The organism is Saccharopolyspora sp. NPDC050642, assembly GCF_040654735.1.
Taxonomy (GTDB): domain Bacteria; phylum Actinomycetota; class Actinomycetes; order Mycobacteriales; family Pseudonocardiaceae; genus Saccharopolyspora; species Saccharopolyspora elongata.
Genome location: NZ_JBFAIN010000011.1, coordinates 53560 through 74389, shown reverse-complemented (window position 1 = coordinate 74389; position 20830 = coordinate 53560). Strand labels below are relative to the sequence as shown.

Genomic DNA, 20830 nt, shown 5'->3' with positions numbered 1-20830 from the left:
GTACAGCAGAATTTAGCTGCACCGGGTGGTGTGCGACACCGGTCTCCGGTGGTACTTTTTCGAACGAACGGTCAGTTAAAGAACGAGGCGGAGGAGGTCGGGCCGCATGGCTGCCCTGCGGAGCTACGTCAACGGTGCCTGGCACGCGCCAGCGGACAACGGTGTGCCGTTGCGCGATGCGGTGACCGGCGAGGAGGTCGCACGGGTCTCCTCGGCGGGGATCGACATGGCCGCGGTGCTGGCCCACGGGCGCGGCAGCGGCGGCCCGGCGCTGGCCGAGCTGACGTTCCACCAGCGCGCCGCGCTGCTGAAGAGCCTCGCGTCGCACCTGCGCGAGCACCGCGAGGAGCTGTACGCGCTGTCGGCCCGCACCGGGGCCACGCTCGGCGACTCCAAGTTCGACATCGACGGCGGCATCGGGGTGCTCTTCGGCTACTCCAGCAAGGGCCGCCGGGAGCTGCCCAACGGCACCGTCTACGTCGACGGCGCGGTCGAGCCGCTAAGCAAGGGCGGCACGTTCGTCGGGCAGCACGTCTGCACGCCGCTGCGGGGCGTCGCGGTGCAGATCAACGCCTTCAACTTCCCGGTGTGGGGGCCGCTGGAGAAGTTCGCGCCCGCGTTCCTGGCCGGGGTGCCCAGCCTGATCAAGCCGGCGAGCCAGACCGCGTACCTCACGCACCGGCTGGTGGAGCTGATGCTCGGTTCCGGCCTCCTGCCCGAGGGGTCGCTGCAGCTGATCTGCGGCAGCGTCGGCGACCTGTTCGAGCACCTCACCGACCAGGACCTGGTGTCGTTCACCGGTTCGGCGGCGACGGGGCAGCGGTTGCGCGCCCACCCGGTGGTGGCGGCGAACTCGGTGCGGTTCAACGTGGAGGCCGACTCGCTGAACTGCTCGATCCTGGGCCCGGACGCCGGGCCAGGCACCGAGGAGTTCGACCTGTTCGTCAAGCAGCTGGTCACCGAGATGACGGTCAAGGCCGGGCAGAAGTGCACCGCGATCCGCCGGGCGCTGGTGCCGGCGAACCGGATCGACGACGTGGTGGCGGCCGCCAAGGCGCGGCTGGAGAAGGTCGTCGTCGGCAACCCCTCCTCGCCGGACGTGCGGATGGGCGCGCTGGCGAGCCTGGAGCAGCGCGAGGAGGTCCGCCGCTCGCTGAAGGCGCTGCTGGAGGCCGGGACCCTGGTGCACGGCGACCCCGAGCGCGTCGAGGTCGTCGACGCCGACCCGGAGCGCGGCGCGTTCCTGCCGCCGCTGCTGGTCCGCTGCGACGACCCGGACCAGTCGCAGCCGCACGAGGTGGAGGCGTTCGGCCCGGTGAGCACCGTGCTGCCGTACGAGACGACGGCGCAGGCCGTGGAGCTGGCGCGGCGCGGCATGGGCAGCCTCGCCGGATCCGTGGTGACCGCCGACGCCGGGTTCGCCCGCGAGGTGGTGCTGGGCGCGGCGTCGCGGCACGGCCGGATGCTCGTGCTGAACCGGGAGAACGCCGGGGAGAACACCGGGCACGGCTCGCCGCTGCCCGCGTTGGTCCACGGTGGGCCGGGCCGGGCCGGCGGTGGCGAGGAGATGGGCGGCGTTCGCGGCGTGCTGCACCACATGCAGCGGACCGCGGTGCAGGCCGACCCGGCGACGCTGACCGCGATCACCGGGCAGTGGGTGCCCGGAACTCCGCGCAACACCACCGAGAAGCACCCGTTCCGCAAGCACCTCGACGAGCTGCGCATCGGCGACACGGTGGTCGCCGGGCCGCGCACCGTGACGCTGGAGGACGTCGAGCACTTCGCCGAGTTCACCGGCGACACCTTCTACGCGCACACCGATGAGGAAGCGGCGAAGGCCAACCCGTTCTTCGACGGCCGGGTCGCGCACGGCTACCTGGTGGTGTCCTTCGCCGCCGGGCTGTTCGTGGACCCGGACCCGGGGCCGGTGCTGGCCAACTACGGGCTGGAGAACCTCCGGTTCCTCACGCCGACCTACCCGGGCGACGAGATCACCGTGACGATGACCGCGAAGCAGATCACGCCGCGGGTCGGCGCCGAGCACGGCGAGGTCCGCTGGGACGTGGACGTGACCAACCAGGACGGCGCCTCGGTGGCCAAGTACGACGTGCTGACGCTGGTCGCCAAGCGGCCGGGGGAGCAGGGGGCATCATGACCAGCACGGTGGACCGGCTCGGCGACGCCGGGCTGCAGGAGCACTTCGACGAGCGGATCGCGCACGACCAGCGCATCGAGCCGCGGGACTGGATGCCGGAGGGCTACCGCAAGACCCTGGTGCGCCAGATCGCCCAGCACGCGCACTCCGAGATCATCGGCATGCAGCCGGAGGGCAACTGGCTGACCAGGGCACCGAGCCTGCGGCGAAAGGCGATCCTGCTGGCGAAGGTGCAGGACGAGGCCGGGCACGGGCTCTACCTGTACTCGGCGGCCGAGACGCTCGGCGTGGACCGCGCGGAGCTGACCGAGAAGCTCATCACCGGCCGGCAGAAGTACTCGTCGATCTTCAACTACCCGACGCTGACCTTCGCCGACATCGGCGTCATCGGCTGGCTGGTCGACGGGGCGGCGATCTGCAACCAGGTGCCGCTGTGCCGCAGCTCCTTCGGGCCCTACGCGCGGGCCATGGTGCGGATCTGCAAGGAGGAGTCGTTCCACCAGCGGCAGGGCTACGAGCTGCTGATGACGATGATGCGTGGCACCGACGAGCAGCGGGAGATGGTGCAGGACGCCACGAACCGCTGGTGGTGGCCGTCGCTGATGATGTTCGGCCCGCCGGACGCCGACTCGCCCAACACCCAGCAGTCCATGGCGTGGCGGATCAAGCGGCACACCAACGACGAGCTGCGGCAGAAGTTCGTGGACATGTCCGTGCCGCAGGCAGAGGCGCTGGGCGTCACGCTGCCCGATCCGGCGCTGCGCTGGAACGAGGAGCGCGGGCACTACGACTTCGGCGAGCCGGACTGGTCCGAGCTCAAGCGGGTGATCGCCGGGCACGGGCCGTGCAACGAGGAGCGGCTGGTCCGGCGCCGGGCCGCGCACGAGGAGGGGCAGTGGGTGCGCGATGCGGCAGCCGCCCACGCCGCGAAGCAGGCCGCACGCGAGGAGGTCGCGTGATGAGTTCGGACGCCGAGACCGGTGCGCCGCGGTCCGCGTGGCCGCTGTTCGAGGTTTTCGTCCGCGGCAAGCGGGGTTTGAACCACGTGCACGTGGGCTCGCTGCACGCAGCGGACGAGGAGATGGCGCTGCACAACGCGCGCAACCTCTACACGCGCCGCAACGAGGGCGTGAGCATCTGGGTGGTGCGGGCGGACGCGATCACCGCGTCCAGCCCGGACGAGAAGGACCCGTTCTTCGCGCCCAGCGGCGACAAGGTGTACCGGCACCCCACGTTCTACCGCATTCCCGACAACGTCCCGCACATGTGAGGTCGGCCTGATGTCGTTCGACAACGCCTACGAGGCGCTGACCGCGGCGGAGCCGGAGGGCGAGTCCCGCTGGGCCTTCGGCACCGGCTTCGACGACCCGCTGTCCGGAGTGGACACCACGCTGCCGGAGGGCGTCGACGGCGCCGCGTTCGCCCGGTACTGCCTGATGCTCGGCGATGACGCGCTGATCGCCTCGCAGCGGCTGACCGAGTGGGTCACCCGCGCGCCGGAACTGGAGGACGAGCTGGCGCTGGCCAACATCGCGCTCGACCTGCTGGGCCAGGCGCGGCTGCTGCTGTCCCGCGCAGGGCAGGCCGACGGCAGCGGGCGCGACGAGGACGAGCTGGCGTACTTCCGCGACGAGCGGGAGTTCCGCAACGTGCGGCTGGTCGAGCCGCCGAACGGCGACTTCGCGCAGACCATCGCCCGGCTGCTGGTGTTCGCGACGTGGCGGCTGGCGCTGTTCGCCCGGCTCGCCGAGTCCCGCGACCCGGTGCTGGCGGCGATCGCGGCCAAGGGCGTCAAGGAGCTGGCCTACCACCGCGAGTACGCGGCGCAGTGGGCGATCCGGCTCGGCGACGGCACCGAGGTGTCGCACGCGCGGATGCAGCAGGGGCTCGACGACGTGTGGCCGCTGATCGACGAGCTCTTCGTGCCGAACGCGACCGACCGGGAAATGGTCGCGGCCGGTGTCGGCACCGACCCGGCGCAGGCGCGAGCCGAGTTCGACGACGTCCTGGACCAGGTCATCGCCGCGGCCACCCTGCGGCGACCCGATGCGTCGGCGCTGGCCGGGGTAGCCGGGCGGACCGGCCGGGACGGCGTCCACACCGAGCACCTGGGCTTCCTGCTTGCCGAGCTGCAGAGCCTGGCCCGAGCGCACCCGGAGGCGACGTGGTGACGAGCACGAAGCCGGGCCTCCGGCACGCCCGCGCGGTCGCCGAGTCGGTCACCGACCCGGAGCTCCCGGTGCTGACGCTGGCCGATCTCGGAGTCCTGCGCGACGTCGAGATGGCCGCGGACGGGACGGTGGTCGTGTCGATCACGCCCACCTACTCCGGCTGCCCGGCGATGCGCGAGATGCGCGCGGACCTCAGCCACCGGCTGCGCGAAGCCGGCTTCGCCGACGTCGAGGTGCGCACGGTGCTGGACCCGCCGTGGACCACCGACTGGATCAGCCCGGCCGGCCGGCGGAAGCTGGCCGACTACGGCATCGCCCCGCCGGGCGCCGCCCCGCAGCGCTCGCCCGGGCCTGTGCCGCTGACGCTGACGGCGCCGCGCGCCCAGGTCCGCTGCCCGCAGTGCGGTTCGCCGGACACCGAGCAGGTATCGCAGTTCGGCGCGACGGCGTGCAAGGCGCTGCGCCGGTGCCGCTCGTGCCGCGAACCCTTCGAGCACATCAAGGAGATCTGACGTGGTCCGTCCCGCCCCCGTCGACGCGCCCGCCCCGGCCGCCACCGAGCGGACCGGCCGCCGTCGCACGACCTTCCACCCGCTGCGGGTCAGCCACGTGGAGCGGCTGTGCGAGGACGCGGTCGCGGTCAGCTTCGACGTCCCGCCGGAGCTCGCCGAGGAGTTCGCCTTCCGGCCGGGCCAGTCGCTGACGCTGCGCCGCCGGGTGGACGGCCGCGAGGAGCGCCGGTCGTACTCGATCTGCGCCCCGCACGGCGCGGCGCCGCGGATCGGCGTGCGCCACGTGCCCGGAGGGCTGTTCTCCAGCTGGCTGGTGCAGGAGGTGCGGCCCGGCGACGAGATCGAGGTGCTCCCGCCGGTCGGCAGCTTCAGCCCGGACCTGACCGCGCACGAACGGCACGTGTGCGTCGCCGCTGGATCGGGCATCACGCCCGTGTTGTCCATCGCCGCGTCGGTGCTGCGCGAGACGGACGCGACCGTGACGCTGCTCTACGGGAACCGGCGCAGCGACACGGTGATGTTCGCCGACGAGCTCGCCGACCTGAAGGACCGCTACCCGGCGCGGCTGGAGCTGGTGCACGTGCTTTCGCGGGAACCGCGGGAGTCGGAGCTGTTCACCGGCCGGCTGGACGCGGCGAAGATCCGGGCCCTGCTGTCCACAGTGGTCGATGCCGGTTCGGTGGACCAGTGGTGGCTGTGCGGGCCGTACGGCATGGTCAGCGACGCCCAGGACGTGCTGCGCGAGTGCGGCGTCGCCACCGGGCAGATCCACCAGGAGCTGTTCTACGTCGAGGACGTCCCGCCGGAGCCGGCGCGCCACGAGGAGCCGGTGGTCGAGGGCCCGACCAGCGAGGTCACGGTGGTGCTCGACGGCCGGTCGACGCCGATGTCGCTGCCCCGCGACGTCCCGGTCCTGGACGCGGCCCAGCGGATCCGCCCCGACCTGCCGTTCGCGTGCAAGGGCGGCGTCTGCGGCACCTGCCGGGCGAAGGTCACCTGCGGCGAGGTCCGGATGCGCCGCAACTTCGCCCTGGAGGAATCCGAGGTCGCGGAGGGCTTCGTCCTGACCTGCCAGTCGCTGCCGACCACCGACGAGGTCACGGTCGACTTCGACGCCTGACGGCTAGCCCTGCAGGGCCAGGCGGACCTCCTCCGCCGCGCGCCGCCCGGATTCCACCGCGCCGTCGAAGTAGCCGTTCCACCGCACCGCGAAGCCGGCACCCACGACGACCGCGTCGTAATGCCCGCCGCCGAATCCGCGTCACCCCGCATCGCGCGCGGACGGCGGGGCGGTCACCGGCACGAGTCTCAGCGGCGAGCCAGGGCCGGGCAACTCGAGCGGATCTCCCCGGCGGATCGTCCACTGTGGTCAGGAGGCCTTGCGGGGACGGCGTCCTTCGGTGCCGGTGGGTTTCCGGATGGCCGCGGCCACCGCCTCTTCGAGCTCGGCGCGCTTCATCTTGGAGCGGCCCTTGATGCCCAGCTGCTTCGCCCGGTCGTCGAGCTCGGCCTTGTTCAGCTCCGACAGGTCTTCCTCGGCCTGCGCGGGCTTGCGGCCCTTGCGGGCCTCGTCGACGCTGCGTCGCAACGCCTCGGTGAGGTCGATGACGTCCGTCGGCTTCGGCGGCTCCTCCGCCGCCGTCACCTCGCCGCCGTGCGCCTTCTCCGCCAGCAGCTCCTCGACCTTCGCGGTGTAGGTGTCCTCGTACTGCTCCGGTTCCCACGGCCCGCTCATCGACTCGATGATCGTGGTCGCCATCTGCAGTTCCTTCTCCGACGGCATCGCCTGCTCGCCCTCGTCGCCGATCAGCTCGCCCGGGTCGCGGACCTCGTCGGCGAAGAAGAGGGTGTTCAGCGCCAGCACGGTGTCGTCGGCGCGCACCGCGGTGAGGTACTGCTTGCCGCGCAGCACGAAGGTCGCGATCCCGGCCTGGCTGGTCTCGTGCATCGCCCGGCGCAGCAGGTTGTAGGGCCGGTAGTGCTCCTTGCTGTTGGGTGCCAGCCAGTAGGTCTTCTGGAAGTGCACCGGGTCGATCTCGGTGAGGTCGACGAACGTGGTGATGTCGATGGTGCGGGATCGGCCAGGGGCGATCTCGTCGAGTTCGGACTGCTCCACGGTGATGACCCCGCCGTCGAACTCGCGGCCCTTGACGATGTCGTTGAAGCCGACTTCCTCGCCGGTCCGCTCGTTGACGCGCTTGTAGCGGATCCGGTCGGCGGTGCCGCGCTCGTACTGGTGGAACTGGATGGTGTGGTCCTCGGTCGCGGCGTAGAGCCCGACCGGGATGGTGACGAGGCCGAAGTTGATGGAGCCGGTCCAGATCTTCCGCGGCATGGTTGCCTCCCATCGCCCCGGCGCCCGAGCGCCGCCGGTGTTCACCATGCGGTGATGGGCGCAAGATCGCAGAAGTCCTGCTCATCGCCGTGGCGTCGGGTTGCCCCCGGTATTTCCCGGGGCCCGGGGTGGGGAAACAACGCGGTGGGTGCCGTCGGCCAGCCGTTGCGTCCGGCCGCGGCGAGCGAGCAGTTCCAGCAAGGGAACCGCAACGCGGCGCGAGGTGTCCAGAGCCTGCCTGGCCTGGCTGAGCGTGAACGGCTCTGGCAGCCGCGCCAGCCGTGCCACGGCGGCGTCGTCGGCGCCTGGCAGGAGCACCAGGCCGGGAGCCAGGCGCAGCAGCGTGCCGGCGTGCGCGGCCGCGGCGAGTTCCTTCTCGCCGAGGCCCAGTTCGGCGAGTTCGTCGGCGGTCGGGGCTTGGAACGGGTGGTCGACGAGCGAGCTCCGGATCGTCGCCACCGCGCGCTGCACGTGCTCGGGCAACCGGCTCCGCCCCTTGTGCAATCGCCCTTCGCTCAGAGCGATCCCGGCTGCTCGGGCGATCGGGGGCAACAGGTCCGGATCGGGCAGGTCCAGGGCGCGGCGGGCGGCCTCGGCGGGCATGCCGTCGTCCAGCGGGTGCGTCTCGTGGTGCCGTGCCAGCAGGTCGTCGAGGCGGCTGGCGAGTTCGTCGCGGTGCTCCTCGTCCAGCAGCCAAGGCCCGGGCCCGGGCGGGGTAGCGCCCATCGCGCGCAGGTCGTCGGCGCGGACCAGGCGGCGGCGCCGCAGCTCGGCCGTGCCGTCGGGGCGGCCGTCCATGGTGTCCAGTTCGGCCGCCCGCGCGCGGGCCGCTCCGCGCCTGGTCAACCGCGGCGGGCGGACGTCGAGCACCACGATTCCGCCGCAGATGCACCGGCTTCCCGGATCGCGCAGCAGGGCTCGGTCGCCGATGCGGAGGGGCAGCGGGGTGCGCAACGTCAGCCGCGCCGTGTCATGGCCGAGCGGCCGGACGCGTGCCCCGACCGCCGCCGCGCCGACGTGCAGCACCAGGTCGTGGGGTAGACGTGGTGCCGCTCCGGTGCCGACGGAAGCAGGCGAGGCCGCCCGGTGGATCCGGACGTCGAGGGCGTCGGTGGTCAGCCACCGGTCCGGGGTCAGCAGCGCGTCGCCGCGCCGCACCTGGTCGAGGTCCACACCGCGGAGGTTGACCGCCACCCGCGCGACGGCGCCGACCTGGTGTTCGGATGATCCGAGCGCCTGCAGGCCCCGGACCGTCGCTTCCACCCCGGCGGGATGCAGCCGGAGCCGGGCATCTTCGCGGAGGGTTCCTGCCGGGAGGGTGCCGGTCACGACCGTTCCAGCGCCGCGGATGGTGAACGCGCGGTCCACCCAGAGCCGCACATCGGCATCCTGGTCGGCCGCGGGTAGCCGGTGGACGAGCTCGTCGATCTGGTGCCGCAGCTCGTCCAGGCCGGCACCGGTGCGACCGCTGACGTGCACGGCGGGGATGCCGGCGAGCGACGTGCCGCGCAGCCGTTCGCGGGCCTGCTCGGCGGCGGGGCCGGGATCGACCAGGTCGCAGCGGGTGACGGCGAGCAGGCCGTGCCGGACGCCGAGGGCGGCCAGGGCGTCCAGGTGCTCGCCGGACTGCGGCATCCAGCCCTCGTCGGCGGCGACGACGAACAGCACCGCGGGCACCGGCCCGACCCCGGCCAGCATGTTCGGCACGAACCGCTCGTGGCCGGGCACGTCGACGAAGGCCGCGGTGCAGCCGTCCGGCAGCCGGGTCCACGCGAACCCGAGGTCGATCGTCAGGCCCCGGCGGCGCTCCTCCGCCCACCGATCCGGCTCCATCCCGGTCAGCTCGCGGATCAGCGTGGACTTGCCGTGGTCCACGTGCCCTGCGGTGGCGATGACGTGCATCAGGCCACCGCCAGCACCGCGCGGCGCAGCAGTTCGTCGTGTTCGGGGGCCAGCGCTGCCAGGTCGAGCAGGCAGTGGTCGCGTTCGATGCGGGCGAGGACGGGAGGGCGTCCTTCGCGCAGGAGTTTCGCGAAGCGATCGGGGAGCGCGACGGCCGCGCTGGGCAGCGTGACGCCGGGGGCTCCGCCGCCGCCGACGGTCGCCTCGCTGTGCTGAGCCGAGGCCGGGACACCAGCGGCGGTCAGCAGATCCGCGAGCCGTTCGGCGCGGCGCAACAGGTCGGCGCGGTCCTGCCGGAGCCGCTGCGCGGTCGGCGTGCTCGGCCCCCGCACGGTGGCCTCCAGCGCGGCGAGGGTGAGCTTGTCGACGCGCAGCGCACGCGCCAGCGGATGCCGCCGGAGGCGGTGCACGATCTCGGCCCCGCCCAGCAGCAGCCCGGCCTGCGGCCCGCCGAGGAGCTTGTCGCCGCTGGCGATGACCAGATCCGCGCCGTCGGAAAGCGCTGTGGTCGCATCGGGTTCCCGCGGCAGGGCGGGATGCGGGTGCAGCAAGCCCGACCCGATGTCGGCGACCACGGGCACCCCGAGTTCGCGCAGCGCGGCGAGCGGCACGGACGAGGTGAAACCGGTGATCACGAAGTTCGACGGGTGCACCTTGAGGACGAAGCCGGTGTCCGGCCCGAGCGCCGCCCGGTAGTCGTCGAGCCGGACCCGGTTGGTGGTGCCGACCTCGCGCAGCCGGGCTCCGGTGGCGGTGAGCAGTTCGGGGATGCGGAAGCCGTCGCCGATCTCGACCATTTCGCCGCGTGCCAACACGATTTCGCGGCCCTGCGCGAGCGCGGTCGCCGTCAGGGCGAGCGCTGCGGCGCCGTTGTTGACCACGTGCGCGGCTTCGGCGCGCGGCACGGCTGCCAGCAGCGCGGCGATGGCGGCCGTGCCGCGCGGGCCGCGCCGGCCGGTGTGCAGGTCGAGTTCGACGTCGGTTGTCCCGGCGGCCTGTTGCAGGGCGTGGATCGCCGCGCCCGACAGCGGCGCGCGGCCGAGGTTGGTGTGCAGCAGGACGCCGGTCGCGTTGAGCACCGGCCGGATGCTCGACGCGGATTCCGGCAGCGCGGCAAGGGTTTCCGCGACGATCCGGTCGGGCGCGATTTCGCCGCTGCGGGCGCGTTCCTGCGCCGCGTGCACGGCCTGCTTGACCAGCCGGTGGCCCAGCCGCCCGGCCGCGGCGGCCACCTCGGGATCGGCCAGCACCCGGTCGGTGCCCGGCACCAGCTGCCGCGGATCGGCCATGCCCCGGACTATAGAGCTGTTCGGGATGTGGTCGCGCGGGCGAAGTGCCGGAGCTGCCATCGACGTGCCGAAGCCACGTGGCGGAGGCGGCGTTCTCGCGCGAGAACGGTGCGCTGGCCGGGTGCCGGAACAAGTCGACTGTGACAATGACTGTTGACAAGGTCTGTACTCTGCGGGGTATGGCTCGCACGCCGCGCGAAGCGGATTCCGGCAGGTGGATCGACACCGGCGATGGGCTGCGGTTGGCCGTGCGGGAGCACGGCGACCCGGCCGCCCCGACGCTGCTCGCGGTGCACGGCTACCCCGACGACCGCTCGATCTGGGACGGCGTGGTGGCGGCGCTGTCCGGGCGGTACCGGGTGGTCACCTACGACGTGCGCGGGGCGGGGGAGTCCGACAAGCCCCGCGGCACCGACGCCTACCTGCTGGACCGGCTCGCCGACGACCTGCGCCGCGTCGCCGACGCGGTGAGCCCGGACCGGCCGGTGCACCTGCTGGCCCACGACTGGGGCTCGATCCAGGCCTGGCACGCGGTCACCGATCCGCGGCTGGCCCACCGGTTCGCCTCGTTCACGTCGATCTCCGGGCCCTGCCTGGACCACGCGGGCCGCTGGATGCGGGCCAAGCTGCACCGGCCCACGCCGCGCGGGCTGCGCGACCTGGTCGCGCAGCTGATCTTCTCCGGCTACATCGGCTTCTTCCAGCTCCCGGTCCTGCCCGAGCTGGCGTGGCGGACCGGGGCGCTGCCCAAGCTGATCGGTGCGCTGGAGCGGCTCGATCCCCGCACGGCGGCGAACCCGACGCGCCCCGCGTTGGCCGACGGCCTGCACGGCTTGCAGCTGTACCGGGCGAACATGCGGTCCCGGCTGGGCAAACCGGGGGAGCGCCGCGCCGAGATCCCGGTGCAGGTCCTCGCGCCCGGTGGCGATCCGTTCGTGTCGACGCCCCTGCAGACCGGGATCGCGCCGTGGGTGCCGAACCTGCGGGTGCGCCGGCTGCCGGGCGGCCACTGGCTGCCGCGAAGCCGGCCGGAGCTCGTCGCGCGGTGCGCCGCGGAACTCGTCGACCACGTCGAAGGCGGCGCGGAGCCGCGAGCCCTGCGGGCCGCCCGGATCCGCCCGGGGCGCCACCACTTCCAGGACCGGCTGGTGGTGATCACCGGCGCGGGCGGCGGGATCGGCCGGGCGACGGCGCTGGCCTTCGCCGCGCAAGGCGCGCACGTGGTCACCGCCGACGTCGACGAGGCCGCCGCCAAGGCCACCGCGGAGCTGGTCGCGCGCACCGGCGCGGGCGCCACCTCCTACCGCGTCGACGTGGCCGACCAGGCGGGCATGGAGCGCTTCGCCGAACACGTGCACGCCGAACTCGGCACCCCGGACGTGGTGGTGAACAACGCGGGCATCGGCGTCGCCGGGTCCTTCGTGGACACCGAGGTGGCGGACTGGGAACGCGTCATCGACATCAACCTGTGGGGCGTCATCCACGGTTGCCGGCTGTTCGCCGGGCAGATGATCGACCGCGGCGAGGGCGGGCGGATCGTCAACGTCGCCTCCGCCGCCGCGTACCTGCCGTCGAAGCTGCTCCCGGCTTACAGCACCACGAAGGCGGCGGTGCTGGCGCTCAGCGAATGCCTGCGCGCCGAGCTGGCCGCCGACGGGATCAAGGTGACCGTGATCTGCCCCGGGCTGATCAACACCGGGATCACCGGCAGCACCCGGTTCGTCGGCGTCGCCGACGCCGAGCAGGACCGGCGCCGCCGCGCGGCCAAGCAGCTCTACCAGCGGCGGAACTTCACGCCAGAGCGCGCCGCCGCGGAGATCCTGCGCGCGGTCCGGCGCGACGCCGCGGTCGCGCCGATCACCGCCGAAGCCAAGGTCGGCCTGGTGCTGTCCCGCCTGACCCCCGGGCTGCTGCGCGCGGCGGCCCGGGCCGACCTGACGCCCCGCTGATTCGAGGAGGCCGGAGATGTCGCAGATCGATCCAGGGGAGCCGGACCGCGTCGCGTTGCAGGCCCGCGACGTCGCCTTCGACTGGGCCCAGCTGCCGATGCACTGGATTCCCGGCGAGCCGTTCGCCACCCACATGATCAACTTTCTGCACCTGGTGCTGCCGGAGGGCGAGCGCTGGTTCGTGGAGGTCTTCAAGCAGGCGATGCCGTTGATCAAGGACGACCGGCTGCTGGAGGACGTCCGCGGCTTCGTCGGCCAGGAGGCGATGCACGCCGAGTCGCACCAGGGCGTGCTGGACCACTTCGACGCGCACGGCCTGGACACCCGGCCCTACGTCGCGCAGGTCGGCTGGATGTTCCGCAAGATCCTCGGCGACCGGCCGCACACCGGCAAGCGCGCCGAGTCGTGGCTGGTGCAGCGGCTGGCGATGATCGCGGCGATCGAGCACTACACGGCGTTCCTCGGCCAGTGGGTGCTGGACGCGGCGGAGCTCGACGCCGCGGGCGCCGACCCGATGATGCTCGACCTGCTGCGCTGGCACGGCGCCGAGGAGGTCGAGCACCGGTCGGTCGCCTACGACCTCTACATGCACGTCGACGGCGGCTACCTGCAGCGCTGCCGGACGATGGCGATCGCGATCACCGTGCTGGCCATCCTGTGGGCGCGAGGCGTCCGCTACCTGATGGCGCACGACCCGGTGCTGCGCGGCCGCCGCAAGCCGCGCTTCCGCGACATGCTGCGCACCGGGCGCCTCGGGCTGACGCCCAGCTACTGGCAGATGCTGAAAGCGATCCCGCCCTACTTCCGCCGCTCCTACCACCCGTCGCAGCACGGTTCGACCAGCCAGGCGGTGGCGTACCTGGCGAAGTCGCCCGCCGCGCAGGCGGCCGAGCACTGATGGCCGAGGTCGATCGCGCCGTGCCGCCGGCGCTCACCCACGCAGGCCCGGACCGGTTCCTCTGGGTGCTCGACAAGCTGACCACCGCCGTGGAATGGCTGCACCGCAACGACCGCCGCGACCACCCGCCGGTCCGGCCGGTGGACCGCGACATCCCGCTGCTGGTGTCGGAGGTGCGCGCCGAAGCGGACGAGGTGATCAGCCTGCGGCTGACGAGCCCGAGCGGCGCGCCGCTGCCCTCCTGGCAGCCCGGCGCGCACCTCGACGTCGTGCTGCCCTCCGGCCGCAAGCGGCAGTACTCGCTGTGCGGGGATCCCGGCGAGCGCGGGCACTACCGGATCGCGGTCCGGCGGCTGGCCGACGGCGGCGGATCGCGCGAGATCCACGACGAGCTCCGCTCCGGCAGCCGGATCGTCGCGCGCGGGCCGCGCAACGCGTTCCCGTTCGTCACCGCGCCGCGCTACCTGTTCATCGCGGGCGGCATCGGCATCACGCCGATCCTGCCGATGGTCCGCACCGCCGCGGCGCGCGGCGCGGACTGGCGGCTGGTCTACACCGGACGGTCGCGCGATTCGATGCCGTTCCTCGGCGAGCTGGCGGCGCTGGACCCGGCGCGCGTCTGGATCCGGCCGGACACCGAGTTCGGCATCCCGGCCTCCGGCGCGGAACTGCTGGAGCACTCGCCGCCCGACGCGGCGGTGTACTGCTGCGGGCCGATCCCGATGATCACCGGCGTGCGGGTCGACCTGCCCGGCAGCGCGGCGGATTCGCTGCACTGGGAGCGGTTCTCGGCGCCGCCGATCGTCGACGGCCGCCCGTTCACCGTCGAGCTGGCCTGCACCGGCGAGACCGTCGAGGTGCCCGCGGACCGGTCGGCGCTGGACGTGATCGGCGAGGTCCTGCCGCAGGTGCCCTACTCCTGCCGCCAGGGCTTCTGCGGAACCTGCCACGTCCGGGTCCTCGCCGGGGAGGTCGACCGCCGGGGCCGGGCCGAGGACGACCGGATGGCGATCTGCACCTCCCGCGCGACGGGCCGGGTCGTGCTCGACCTCTGAACCGATCGCAGCGACGAAAACCACTCTCGGTGGGGCTCCCCGGTGTCGTACGGTCTGAGGTGGGAGATCGATCTTGGGGAGAAGCCATGGAGCTCACTGGTCTGGTGGAGATCACGTCGGTCGACGAACTGCGCGAGATCGTCGGCGAGCCGCTGCAGCGCGTCGCGGACAAGGCGCGCCCCGGCCTGCACGAGCTGGACCGGCAGTGGCTCGCGGCCTCGCCGTTCTGCCTGATCGCCACCTCCGCCGCGGACGGCACGTGCGACGTCTCGCCCAAGGGCGACCCGGCCGGGTTCACGCTGGCGCTGGACGACCGGACGATCGCCATCCCGGACCGGCTGGGCAACCGGCGCGTCGACGGGTTCCGCAACGTGCTGTCGAACCCGCACGTCGGCCTGATCTACTTCATCCCCGGCCGCGGCGACACCCTGCGCATCAACGGCCGCGCGCGGCTGGTGCGCGACGCGCCGTTCTTCGACGAGATGGTGGTCAAGGGCCACCGCCCGGCGCTGGCGCTGGTGGTGGAGATCGACGAGGTCTTCCACCACTGCTCGAAGGCCTTCCTGCGCTCCGCGCTGTGGAAGTCCGAAACGTGGGAGCCGGACGCCGTGGCTTCCCGCGCGCAGATCGCCAAGTTCCTGGAGCGCCCGGAGGACTCGCTGGCGGAACTGGAGCGCTACTACGGCCCGTCCTACGCCAACGGCCTCTACTGACGGGCCGTCAGCGCGCCGAACCCCGGACCGCCGAACCGACCACGTCGGCGGCCTGGGCCAGGCCACCGGCGGTCTCGTCCAGCACCCGGGCGAGGATCTCGCGCAGCGGCGTGCCGCCGGTGCCGACCAGCCAGCTGTGCATGGCCGAGCCGTAGCAGCTCATCAATGTGATCGAGTAGGCGACCGTGCGCGGGTCGTCGTCGCCGGTGCCCGTCCGTTCCGCGACCAGCGCGGCCATGTCCTGGACCCAGCGCTGCCTGATGAGGTGCAGCTCGTAGTCGCCGGCGTGCTCGAGACCGTCCAGCAGCTCGGCGCGCATCAGGTGCTGCGCGCGGTCCTGTTCGATGCGTTCGGCCGCGTCCAGCAGCGCCGCGGCCAGCGATCGCATCGGGTGCTCGCCGGCGGGCCGGGCGGCCAGCACTTCGCGCATCCGTTCGGTCTCGCGGCCCGGGTCGCCGAAGAGCACGGCGTCCTTGCTGGGGAAGTGGCGGAAGAACGTGCGCGGGGCGATGTCGGCGGCCTCGGCGATCTGCTCCACCGTGGTGCTGGCGAAGCCTTGCTCGGTGAACAGCTTCAGGGCCGCCGCTTCGATGGCCGCGCGGGTGCGCATGGTCCGGCGATGGCGGCGGTCCTGAGGTCGGGAAGCCGGGTTCTCCGCCGCAGCGGCCGTCATACCTGCCAGATTCGTCCCGGCTCCGGCCCAGGTCAAGCGCGCCGATGACCGGTGCGAGCGCTGGGCTTGCGCCGCGCCGCCGCCGGGTTTCTCCTGGAACCACGCGTGTGGGGAGAACGGCGATGGCGGAGTGGTTGCGTTGGCCGGTGGTTCGCCAGCTGACCGGGGCGGACCCGCTGGGCAGGGGCCCGGCGGCCCGGTCGCGGCGCACCGATGAGCGGCGGGCGCGCACCGAGGACGCCGACGCGGTGGTCCGTTCGGTGTGCCCGTACTGCGCGGTGGGCTGCGGGCAGCGGGTCTTCGTCCAGGACGGCGCGGTCACCCAGATCGAGGGCGATCCCGATTCGCCGATCAGCCGCGGCCGGCTGTGCCCCAAGGGCTCGGCGAGCCGCGAGCTCGTGACCTCGCCGCTGCGGCAGACCAAGGTCCGCTACCGCCGCCCGCACGGCACCGGGTGGGAGGACCTCGACCTCGACACCGCGCTGGACATGATCGCCGACCGGGTGCTGGCCACCCGGGCCGCCACCTGGCAGGACGCCGACGCCGACGGCCGGCCGCTGCGGCGCACGACGGGCATCGCGAGCCTCGGAGGAGCGACCCTCGACAACGAGGAGAACTACCTCATGAAGAAGCTCTACACCGCCCTCGGCGCGATCCAGGTGGAGAACCAGGCCCGCATTTGACACTCCTCCACGGTGCCCGGTCTGGGCACCTCGTTCGGGCGCGGCGGCGCCACCACGTTCCAGCAGGACCTCGCCAACGCCGACTGCGTCCTCATCCAGGGGTCCAACATGGCCGAGGCGCACCCGGTCGGCTTCCAGTGGGTGGTGGAGGCGAAGCGGCGCGGCGCCACGATCATCCACGTCGACCCGCGCTTCACCCGCACCTCGGCGCTGGCGCACCGGCACGTCGCGCTGCGCGCGGGCAGCGACATCGCGTTCCTCGGCGCGCTGATCAACCACGTCCTGACCAACGACGCCTACTTCCACGACTACGTCGTGGCCTACACGAACGCGCCGATGATCGTGGGCGAGGACTTCCGGGACACGGAGGACCTCGACGGCGTCTTCTCCGGCTTCGACCCCGAAGCGGGCAGCTACGACACGACGACCTGGCAGTACGAGGGCAGTTCCGCGGTGCCGTCGGTCGGCGGTCACGGCCCGGAGACCGCGGTGCCCACGACGCCCCACGGACGCGAGCGCGACGCCAGCCGCCCGGAGCGCACCGGAGCGGGCGGCCCGGTCTACCGCGGTCGCGCCGAGACCGACCCGACGCTGCAGCATCCCCGCTGCGTGTTCCAGCTGCTCAAGCGGCACTACGCGCGCTACACGCCGGAAATGGTGGAGGAGGTGTGCGGGGTTCCGCGCGAGGACTTCGAGTGGGTGGCCGAGCAGCTCGTGGCGAACTCCGGCCGGGACCGCACCACGGCGATCGCCTACGCGGTCGGCTGGACGCACCACACGGTGGGCGTGCAGTACATCCGCGCCGCCTCCATCCTGCAGCTGCTGCTGGGCAACATCGGCCGGCCCGGAGGCGGGATCCTGGCGCTGCGCGGGCACGCCAGCATCCAGGGCTCGACCGACATCCCGACGCTGTTCAACCTGCTTCCCGGCTACATCCCGATGCCGCACGCGCACGCCGACTTCGACCTTGACTCCTTCGTCGCGCCGGACGAGCTCGCGCGCGGCTACTGGGGCAACATGCGGTCCTACCTGGTCAGCCTGCTCAAGGCGTGGTGGGGCGAGCACGCCACGGCCGACAACGACTTCTGCTTCGACCGGCTGCCGCGGCTGACCGGCGACCACGGCACCTTCCAGACCGCGATCGACCAGATCGAGGGGCGCTGCAAGGGCTACTTCGTCGTCGGCGAGAACCCGGCGGTGGGCACGGCGAACGCCCGCCAGCAGCGGATGGGCCTGGCGAACCTGGACTGGCTCGTGGTGCGCGACCTCAACCTGATCGAGACGGCCACCTTCTGGCTGGACGGCCCGGAGATCGAGACCGGCGAGATGCGCACCGAGGACATCGGCACCGAGGTGTTCTTCCTGCCCGCCGCGGCGCACACCGAGAAGGACGGCACCTTTACCAACACCCAGCGGCTGCTGCAGTGGCACCACAAAGCCGTTGAACCGCAAGCGGATCAGCGCAGCGACCTGTGGTTCTTCTACCACCTGGGGCGGCGGATCCGGGAGAAGCTCGAACCCGGCGCCGAGCGGGACCGGGCACTGCTGGAGCTGACCTGGGACTACCCGGTCGAGGGCGACATCCGCGAGCCGAGCGCGGCGGCCGTGCTGCAGGAGATCAACGGCTTCGACGCCGCCGGCGACCCGCTGTCGTCCTACACCCAGCTGCGCCCGGACGGGTCCACCCGCTGCGGTTGCTGGATCTACTGCGGCGTCTTCGCCGACGGGATCAACCAGTCCGCGCGGCGTCGCCCGGGCCGCGATCAGTCGTGGGTCGCGCCGGAGTGGGGCTGGGCCTGGCCGGCGAACCGGCGGCTGCTCTACAACCGGGCATCGGCCGATCCGGACGGCCGGCCGTGGAGCGACCGGAAGGCCTACGTCTGGTGGGACGACGAGCGCGGCGAGTGGACCGGCCACGACATCCCGGACTTCGACCGGGCCAAGCGGCCGGACTACCTGCCCGACCCGGACGCCACCGGGCCCGAGGGCATCGCGGGCACCGAACCGTTCATCATGCAGAGCGACGGGCGTGGCTGGCTCTACGTCCCGGCCGGGCTGGTCGACGGCCCGCTGCCGGCGCACTACGAGCCGCAGGAATCGCCGCTGGAGAACCGGATCCACGCCGCCCAGCAGCGGAATCCGGCGCGGCAGGTGTTCTCGCGGCCGGAGAACCGCTACCAGCCCAGCGGCGCCGAACCCGGCAGCGAGGTGTTCCCGTACGTGTTCACCACGTTCCGGCTCACCGAGCACCACACCGCGGGCGGCATGAGCCGGTGGCTGGCGCACCTGTCCGAGCTGGCGCCGGCGATGTTCCTGGAGGTCTCCCCGGCGCTGGCGGCCGAGCGCGGGCTGCGGCACCTGGGCTGGGCGACCGTGGTCACCGCCCGCAGCGCCATCGAAGGCCGCGTCCTGGTGACCGCCCGGATGCGGCCGCTGCGCCACGGCGAGCGCACCATCCACCAGATCGGCATCCCGTGGCACTGGGGGCCGAACGGCCTGACGACCGGCGACGCGGCGAACGAGCTGATCAACGTGGCGCTGGACCCGAACGTGCACATCATGGAGACCAAGGCCGGTGCCTGCGACATCCGGCCGGGCCGCCGCCCGCGCGGCGCGGCGCTGGTCCGCTACGTCGAGGAGTACCGCAGGCGCGCCGGGATCACCGAGCGCACCGGCACGGAGCACGCCGACAGCCCGAGGCGAGGAGGCGAGTGAGCGCGTGGAATCGAACCGGTTGAGCGGACCGCTGGCGGACCCGGCGGGGGAGGCGGGCTACCCGTCGGGCCACCCCGACCGCGTCGGGTTCTTCACCGACACCAGCGTGTGCATCGGGTGCAAGGCGTGCGAGGTCGCCTGTAAGGAGTGGAACCTGCTGCCCGAGGACGGCCTCGACCTCACCGGGATGTCCTACGACAACACCGGCGCGCTCGGCGCGACGACGTGGCGGCACGTGGCCTTCGTCGAACAACACGGGTCCACTGTGGACCTGGGCATGCCGGGCATGGGCGAGGACCAGGTCCGCTGGCTGATGTCCTCGGACGTCTGCAAGCACTGCACCCACGCGGCATGCCTCGACGTCTGCCCGACGGGCGCGCTGATCCGCACCGAGTACGGCACGGTCCTGGTGCAGGACGACGTGTGCAACGGCTGCGGTTACTGCGTGCCCGCCTGCCCGTACGGGGTGATCGACGTGCGGCCGGACACCGGCGGCGCGGCCAAGTGCACGTTGTGCCAGGACCGGCTGGGCGCCGGGCTGATGCCCGCCTGCGCGACGGCGTGCCCGACGGAGTCCATCCAGTACGGCCCGCTCGACGAACTCCGCGACCGCGCGCAACTGCGCGTCGAAGAACTGCACGCCCAGGGCATCGCCGAGGCCAGGCTCTACGGGCACGACCCGACCGACGGGGTCGGCGGCGACGGCGCGTTCTTCCTGCTGCTGGACGAGCCGGAGGTGTACGGGCTGCCACCGGACCCGGTGGTGACGACGCGGGACCTGCCGTCGATGTGGCGGCACGCGGCGGGCGCGGCGCTGACCGCGGCGGCGGTGATCGCCGGATGCTTCCTCGGGGGCAGGCGGTGAAGCGCGGCGACCGGCTGATGGTGCCGGAGGCGGAGTTCCGGTCCTACTACGGGCGCCCGGTGCTCAAGCAGCCGGTGTGGAAGGTGCCGGACGTTCCCGCATACCTCTACCTCGGCGGGCTGGCGGGGGCGTCGTCGGCGATGGCGCTGTGCGCGGACTTCACCGGGTACCGGCAGCTGGCGCGCTCCGGCAGGCTGGCCGCGGCGGTCGGCGCGACGGCCAGCGTCGGGGCGCTGATCCACGACCTCGGGCGCCCGGCGCGGTTCCTGAACATGCTCCGGGTGTTGAAGCCGACCTCGCCGCTGAGCGTCGGGTCCTGGATCCTGGCGCCGTTCTCGGCGTTGTCCAGTGCGGCCGTGGCCAGCGAACTCACCGGGCGGCTCCCGGTTCTGGGCCGCGCGGCGGCCACCACGGCCGGGGTGATCGCGCCCGCGATGACGACCTACACCGCGGTGCTGCTGGCCGACACGGCGGTCCCGGGCTGGCACGAGGCGTACCGCGAGCTGCCGTTCTTGTTCGCCGGGAGCGCTGTGTCGAGCGCGGGTGCGATCGGCATGCTCACCGCGCCGGGCGAGTCCGGCCCGGCGCGGCGGATGGCGGTGGCCGGGGCGGCGCTGGAGTTCGCCGCCGCACAGCGCATGCACCGGCGGATCGGGCTGGTCGGCGAGGTCTACCGGCAGGGGCGCGCGGGCGCGGTGTGGCGTGCTGCCCGGGCGCTGACCGCCTTCGGTGCGGGAGCGGCGCTGTTCGCCGGGCGCAGCCGGGCGGCCGCGATCGCCTCGGGGCTGGGCCTGACCGCGGCGGCCGCCGCGACGCGGTACGCGGTCTTCGAGGCCGGTCGTGCGTCGGTCCGGGATCCCCGGTACACGGTGGTGCCGCAACGCGAACGCGCCTGACCAGCGGAATCGCTTGATT

At 72.9% G+C, this 20830-nt stretch carries 18 protein-coding genes; 13 read left to right on the top strand and 5 right to left on the bottom strand.

The features are described from left to right. Positions 1-106: 106 nt before the first annotated feature. From paaZ to paaE, 6 genes are all read left to right on the top strand, one after another. On the top strand, positions 107-2155 hold the full coding sequence (gene paaZ, locus AB0H93_RS19150; RefSeq protein WP_358574148.1) for a phenylacetic acid degradation bifunctional protein PaaZ: 2049 nt from the start codon (positions 107-109) through the stop codon (positions 2153-2155). Then, positions 2152-3114 carry a 1,2-phenylacetyl-CoA epoxidase subunit PaaA gene (gene paaA / locus AB0H93_RS19145; protein WP_358574146.1) on the top strand — a complete coding sequence of 321 codons (963 nt, stop codon included), beginning with the start codon at positions 2152-2154 and terminating at the stop codon, positions 3112-3114. The genes paaZ and paaA overlap by 4 nt, the downstream gene beginning before the upstream one ends. Beyond that, the gene (gene paaB / locus AB0H93_RS19140; RefSeq protein WP_093263452.1) at positions 3114-3425 is read left to right on the top strand and encodes a 1,2-phenylacetyl-CoA epoxidase subunit PaaB; all 312 of its coding nucleotides are present in this window, start codon (positions 3114-3116) and stop codon (positions 3423-3425) included. The genes paaA and paaB overlap by 1 nt, the downstream gene beginning before the upstream one ends. Positions 3426-3435: 10 nt before the next feature. Continuing rightward, entirely contained in the window at positions 3436-4326 is an 891-nt protein-coding gene (gene paaC, locus AB0H93_RS19135) for a 1,2-phenylacetyl-CoA epoxidase subunit PaaC (RefSeq protein WP_358574144.1), read from the top strand. After that, complete coding sequence (paaD, locus tag AB0H93_RS19130) at positions 4320-4838, top strand: 1,2-phenylacetyl-CoA epoxidase subunit PaaD (RefSeq protein ID WP_358574142.1); 519 nt, start codon at positions 4320-4322, stop codon at positions 4836-4838. The genes paaC and paaD overlap by 7 nt, the downstream gene beginning before the upstream one ends. Positions 4839-4920: 82 nt before the next feature. Further along, positions 4921-5958, top strand: a complete 1038-nt coding sequence (gene paaE / locus AB0H93_RS19125) for a 1,2-phenylacetyl-CoA epoxidase subunit PaaE (RefSeq protein WP_358574349.1) — start codon at positions 4921-4923, stop codon at positions 5956-5958. Positions 5959-5961: 3 nt separating this feature from the next. Here the strand turns inward: paaE and AB0H93_RS19120 are convergent, their stop codons facing one another. The 4 genes from AB0H93_RS19120 to selA all read right to left on the bottom strand — a co-directional run bounded on the left by AB0H93_RS19120 (position 5962) and on the right by selA (position 10364). Further along, complete coding sequence (locus AB0H93_RS19120; RefSeq protein WP_358574140.1) at positions 5962-6063, bottom strand: FAD-dependent oxidoreductase; 102 nt, start codon at positions 6061-6063, stop codon at positions 5962-5964. Between the two features lie 144 nt (positions 6064-6207). Beyond that, entirely contained in the window at positions 6208-7173 is a 966-nt protein-coding gene (locus tag AB0H93_RS19115) for a Ku protein (RefSeq protein WP_358574138.1), read from the bottom strand. Between the two features lie 81 nt (positions 7174-7254). Beyond that, complete coding sequence (gene selB, locus AB0H93_RS19110) at positions 7255-9075, bottom strand: selenocysteine-specific translation elongation factor (RefSeq protein WP_358574136.1); 1821 nt, start codon at positions 9073-9075, stop codon at positions 7255-7257. Further along, positions 9075-10364 carry an L-seryl-tRNA(Sec) selenium transferase gene (selA, locus tag AB0H93_RS19105; protein ID WP_358574133.1) on the bottom strand — a complete coding sequence of 430 codons (1290 nt, stop codon included), beginning with the start codon at positions 10362-10364 and terminating at the stop codon, positions 9075-9077. The genes selB and selA overlap by 1 nt, the downstream gene beginning before the upstream one ends. Positions 10365-10543: 179 nt before the next feature. Here selA and AB0H93_RS19100 point away from each other — a divergent pair, with 179 nt between their 5' ends. The 4 genes from AB0H93_RS19100 (at position 10544) to AB0H93_RS19085 (ending at position 14979) form a co-directional block, all read left to right on the top strand. Then, positions 10544-12313: an SDR family oxidoreductase gene (locus tag AB0H93_RS19100; protein ID WP_358574131.1), complete on the top strand. Its 1770-nt coding sequence runs from the start codon at positions 10544-10546 to the stop codon at positions 12311-12313. Positions 12314-12329: 16 nt separating this feature from the next. Then, complete coding sequence (locus tag AB0H93_RS19095; protein WP_358574129.1) at positions 12330-13211, top strand: metal-dependent hydrolase; 882 nt, start codon at positions 12330-12332, stop codon at positions 13209-13211. Next, the gene (locus AB0H93_RS19090; RefSeq protein WP_358574127.1) at positions 13211-14266 is read left to right on the top strand and encodes a PDR/VanB family oxidoreductase; all 1056 of its coding nucleotides are present in this window, start codon (positions 13211-13213) and stop codon (positions 14264-14266) included. Before AB0H93_RS19095 ends, AB0H93_RS19090 begins: the two co-directional genes overlap by 1 nt. An 86-nt stretch (positions 14267-14352) precedes the next feature. Then, positions 14353-14979 carry a pyridoxamine 5'-phosphate oxidase family protein gene (locus tag AB0H93_RS19085; RefSeq protein ID WP_358574125.1) on the top strand — a complete coding sequence of 209 codons (627 nt, stop codon included), beginning with the start codon at positions 14353-14355 and terminating at the stop codon, positions 14977-14979. Positions 14980-14986: 7 nt separating this feature from the next. Here the strand turns inward: AB0H93_RS19085 and AB0H93_RS19080 are convergent, their stop codons facing one another. Further along, the gene (locus AB0H93_RS19080; protein ID WP_358574123.1) at positions 14987-15652 is read right to left on the bottom strand and encodes a helix-turn-helix domain-containing protein; all 666 of its coding nucleotides are present in this window, start codon (positions 15650-15652) and stop codon (positions 14987-14989) included. A gap of 122 nt (positions 15653-15774) precedes the next feature. Between AB0H93_RS19080 and fdh the strand changes: the two genes are divergently transcribed. The 3 genes from fdh to nrfD are packed head-to-tail and all read left to right on the top strand — an operon-like array spanning position 15775 to position 20811. Beyond that, positions 15775-19050 (top strand): formate dehydrogenase, encoded by a 3276-nt coding sequence (fdh, locus tag AB0H93_RS19075; RefSeq protein ID WP_358574121.1) that lies wholly within the window; start codon positions 15775-15777, stop codon positions 19048-19050. A gap of 4 nt (positions 19051-19054) precedes the next feature. Then, positions 19055-19915, top strand: coding sequence for a 4Fe-4S dicluster domain-containing protein (locus tag AB0H93_RS19070; protein WP_358574119.1), 861 nt, complete (start codon positions 19055-19057; stop codon positions 19913-19915). Beyond that, entirely contained in the window at positions 19891-20811 is a 921-nt protein-coding gene (gene nrfD, locus AB0H93_RS19065; protein WP_358574116.1) for an NrfD/PsrC family molybdoenzyme membrane anchor subunit, read from the top strand. The genes AB0H93_RS19070 and nrfD overlap by 25 nt, the downstream gene beginning before the upstream one ends. Positions 20812-20830: the final 19 nt, after the last annotated feature.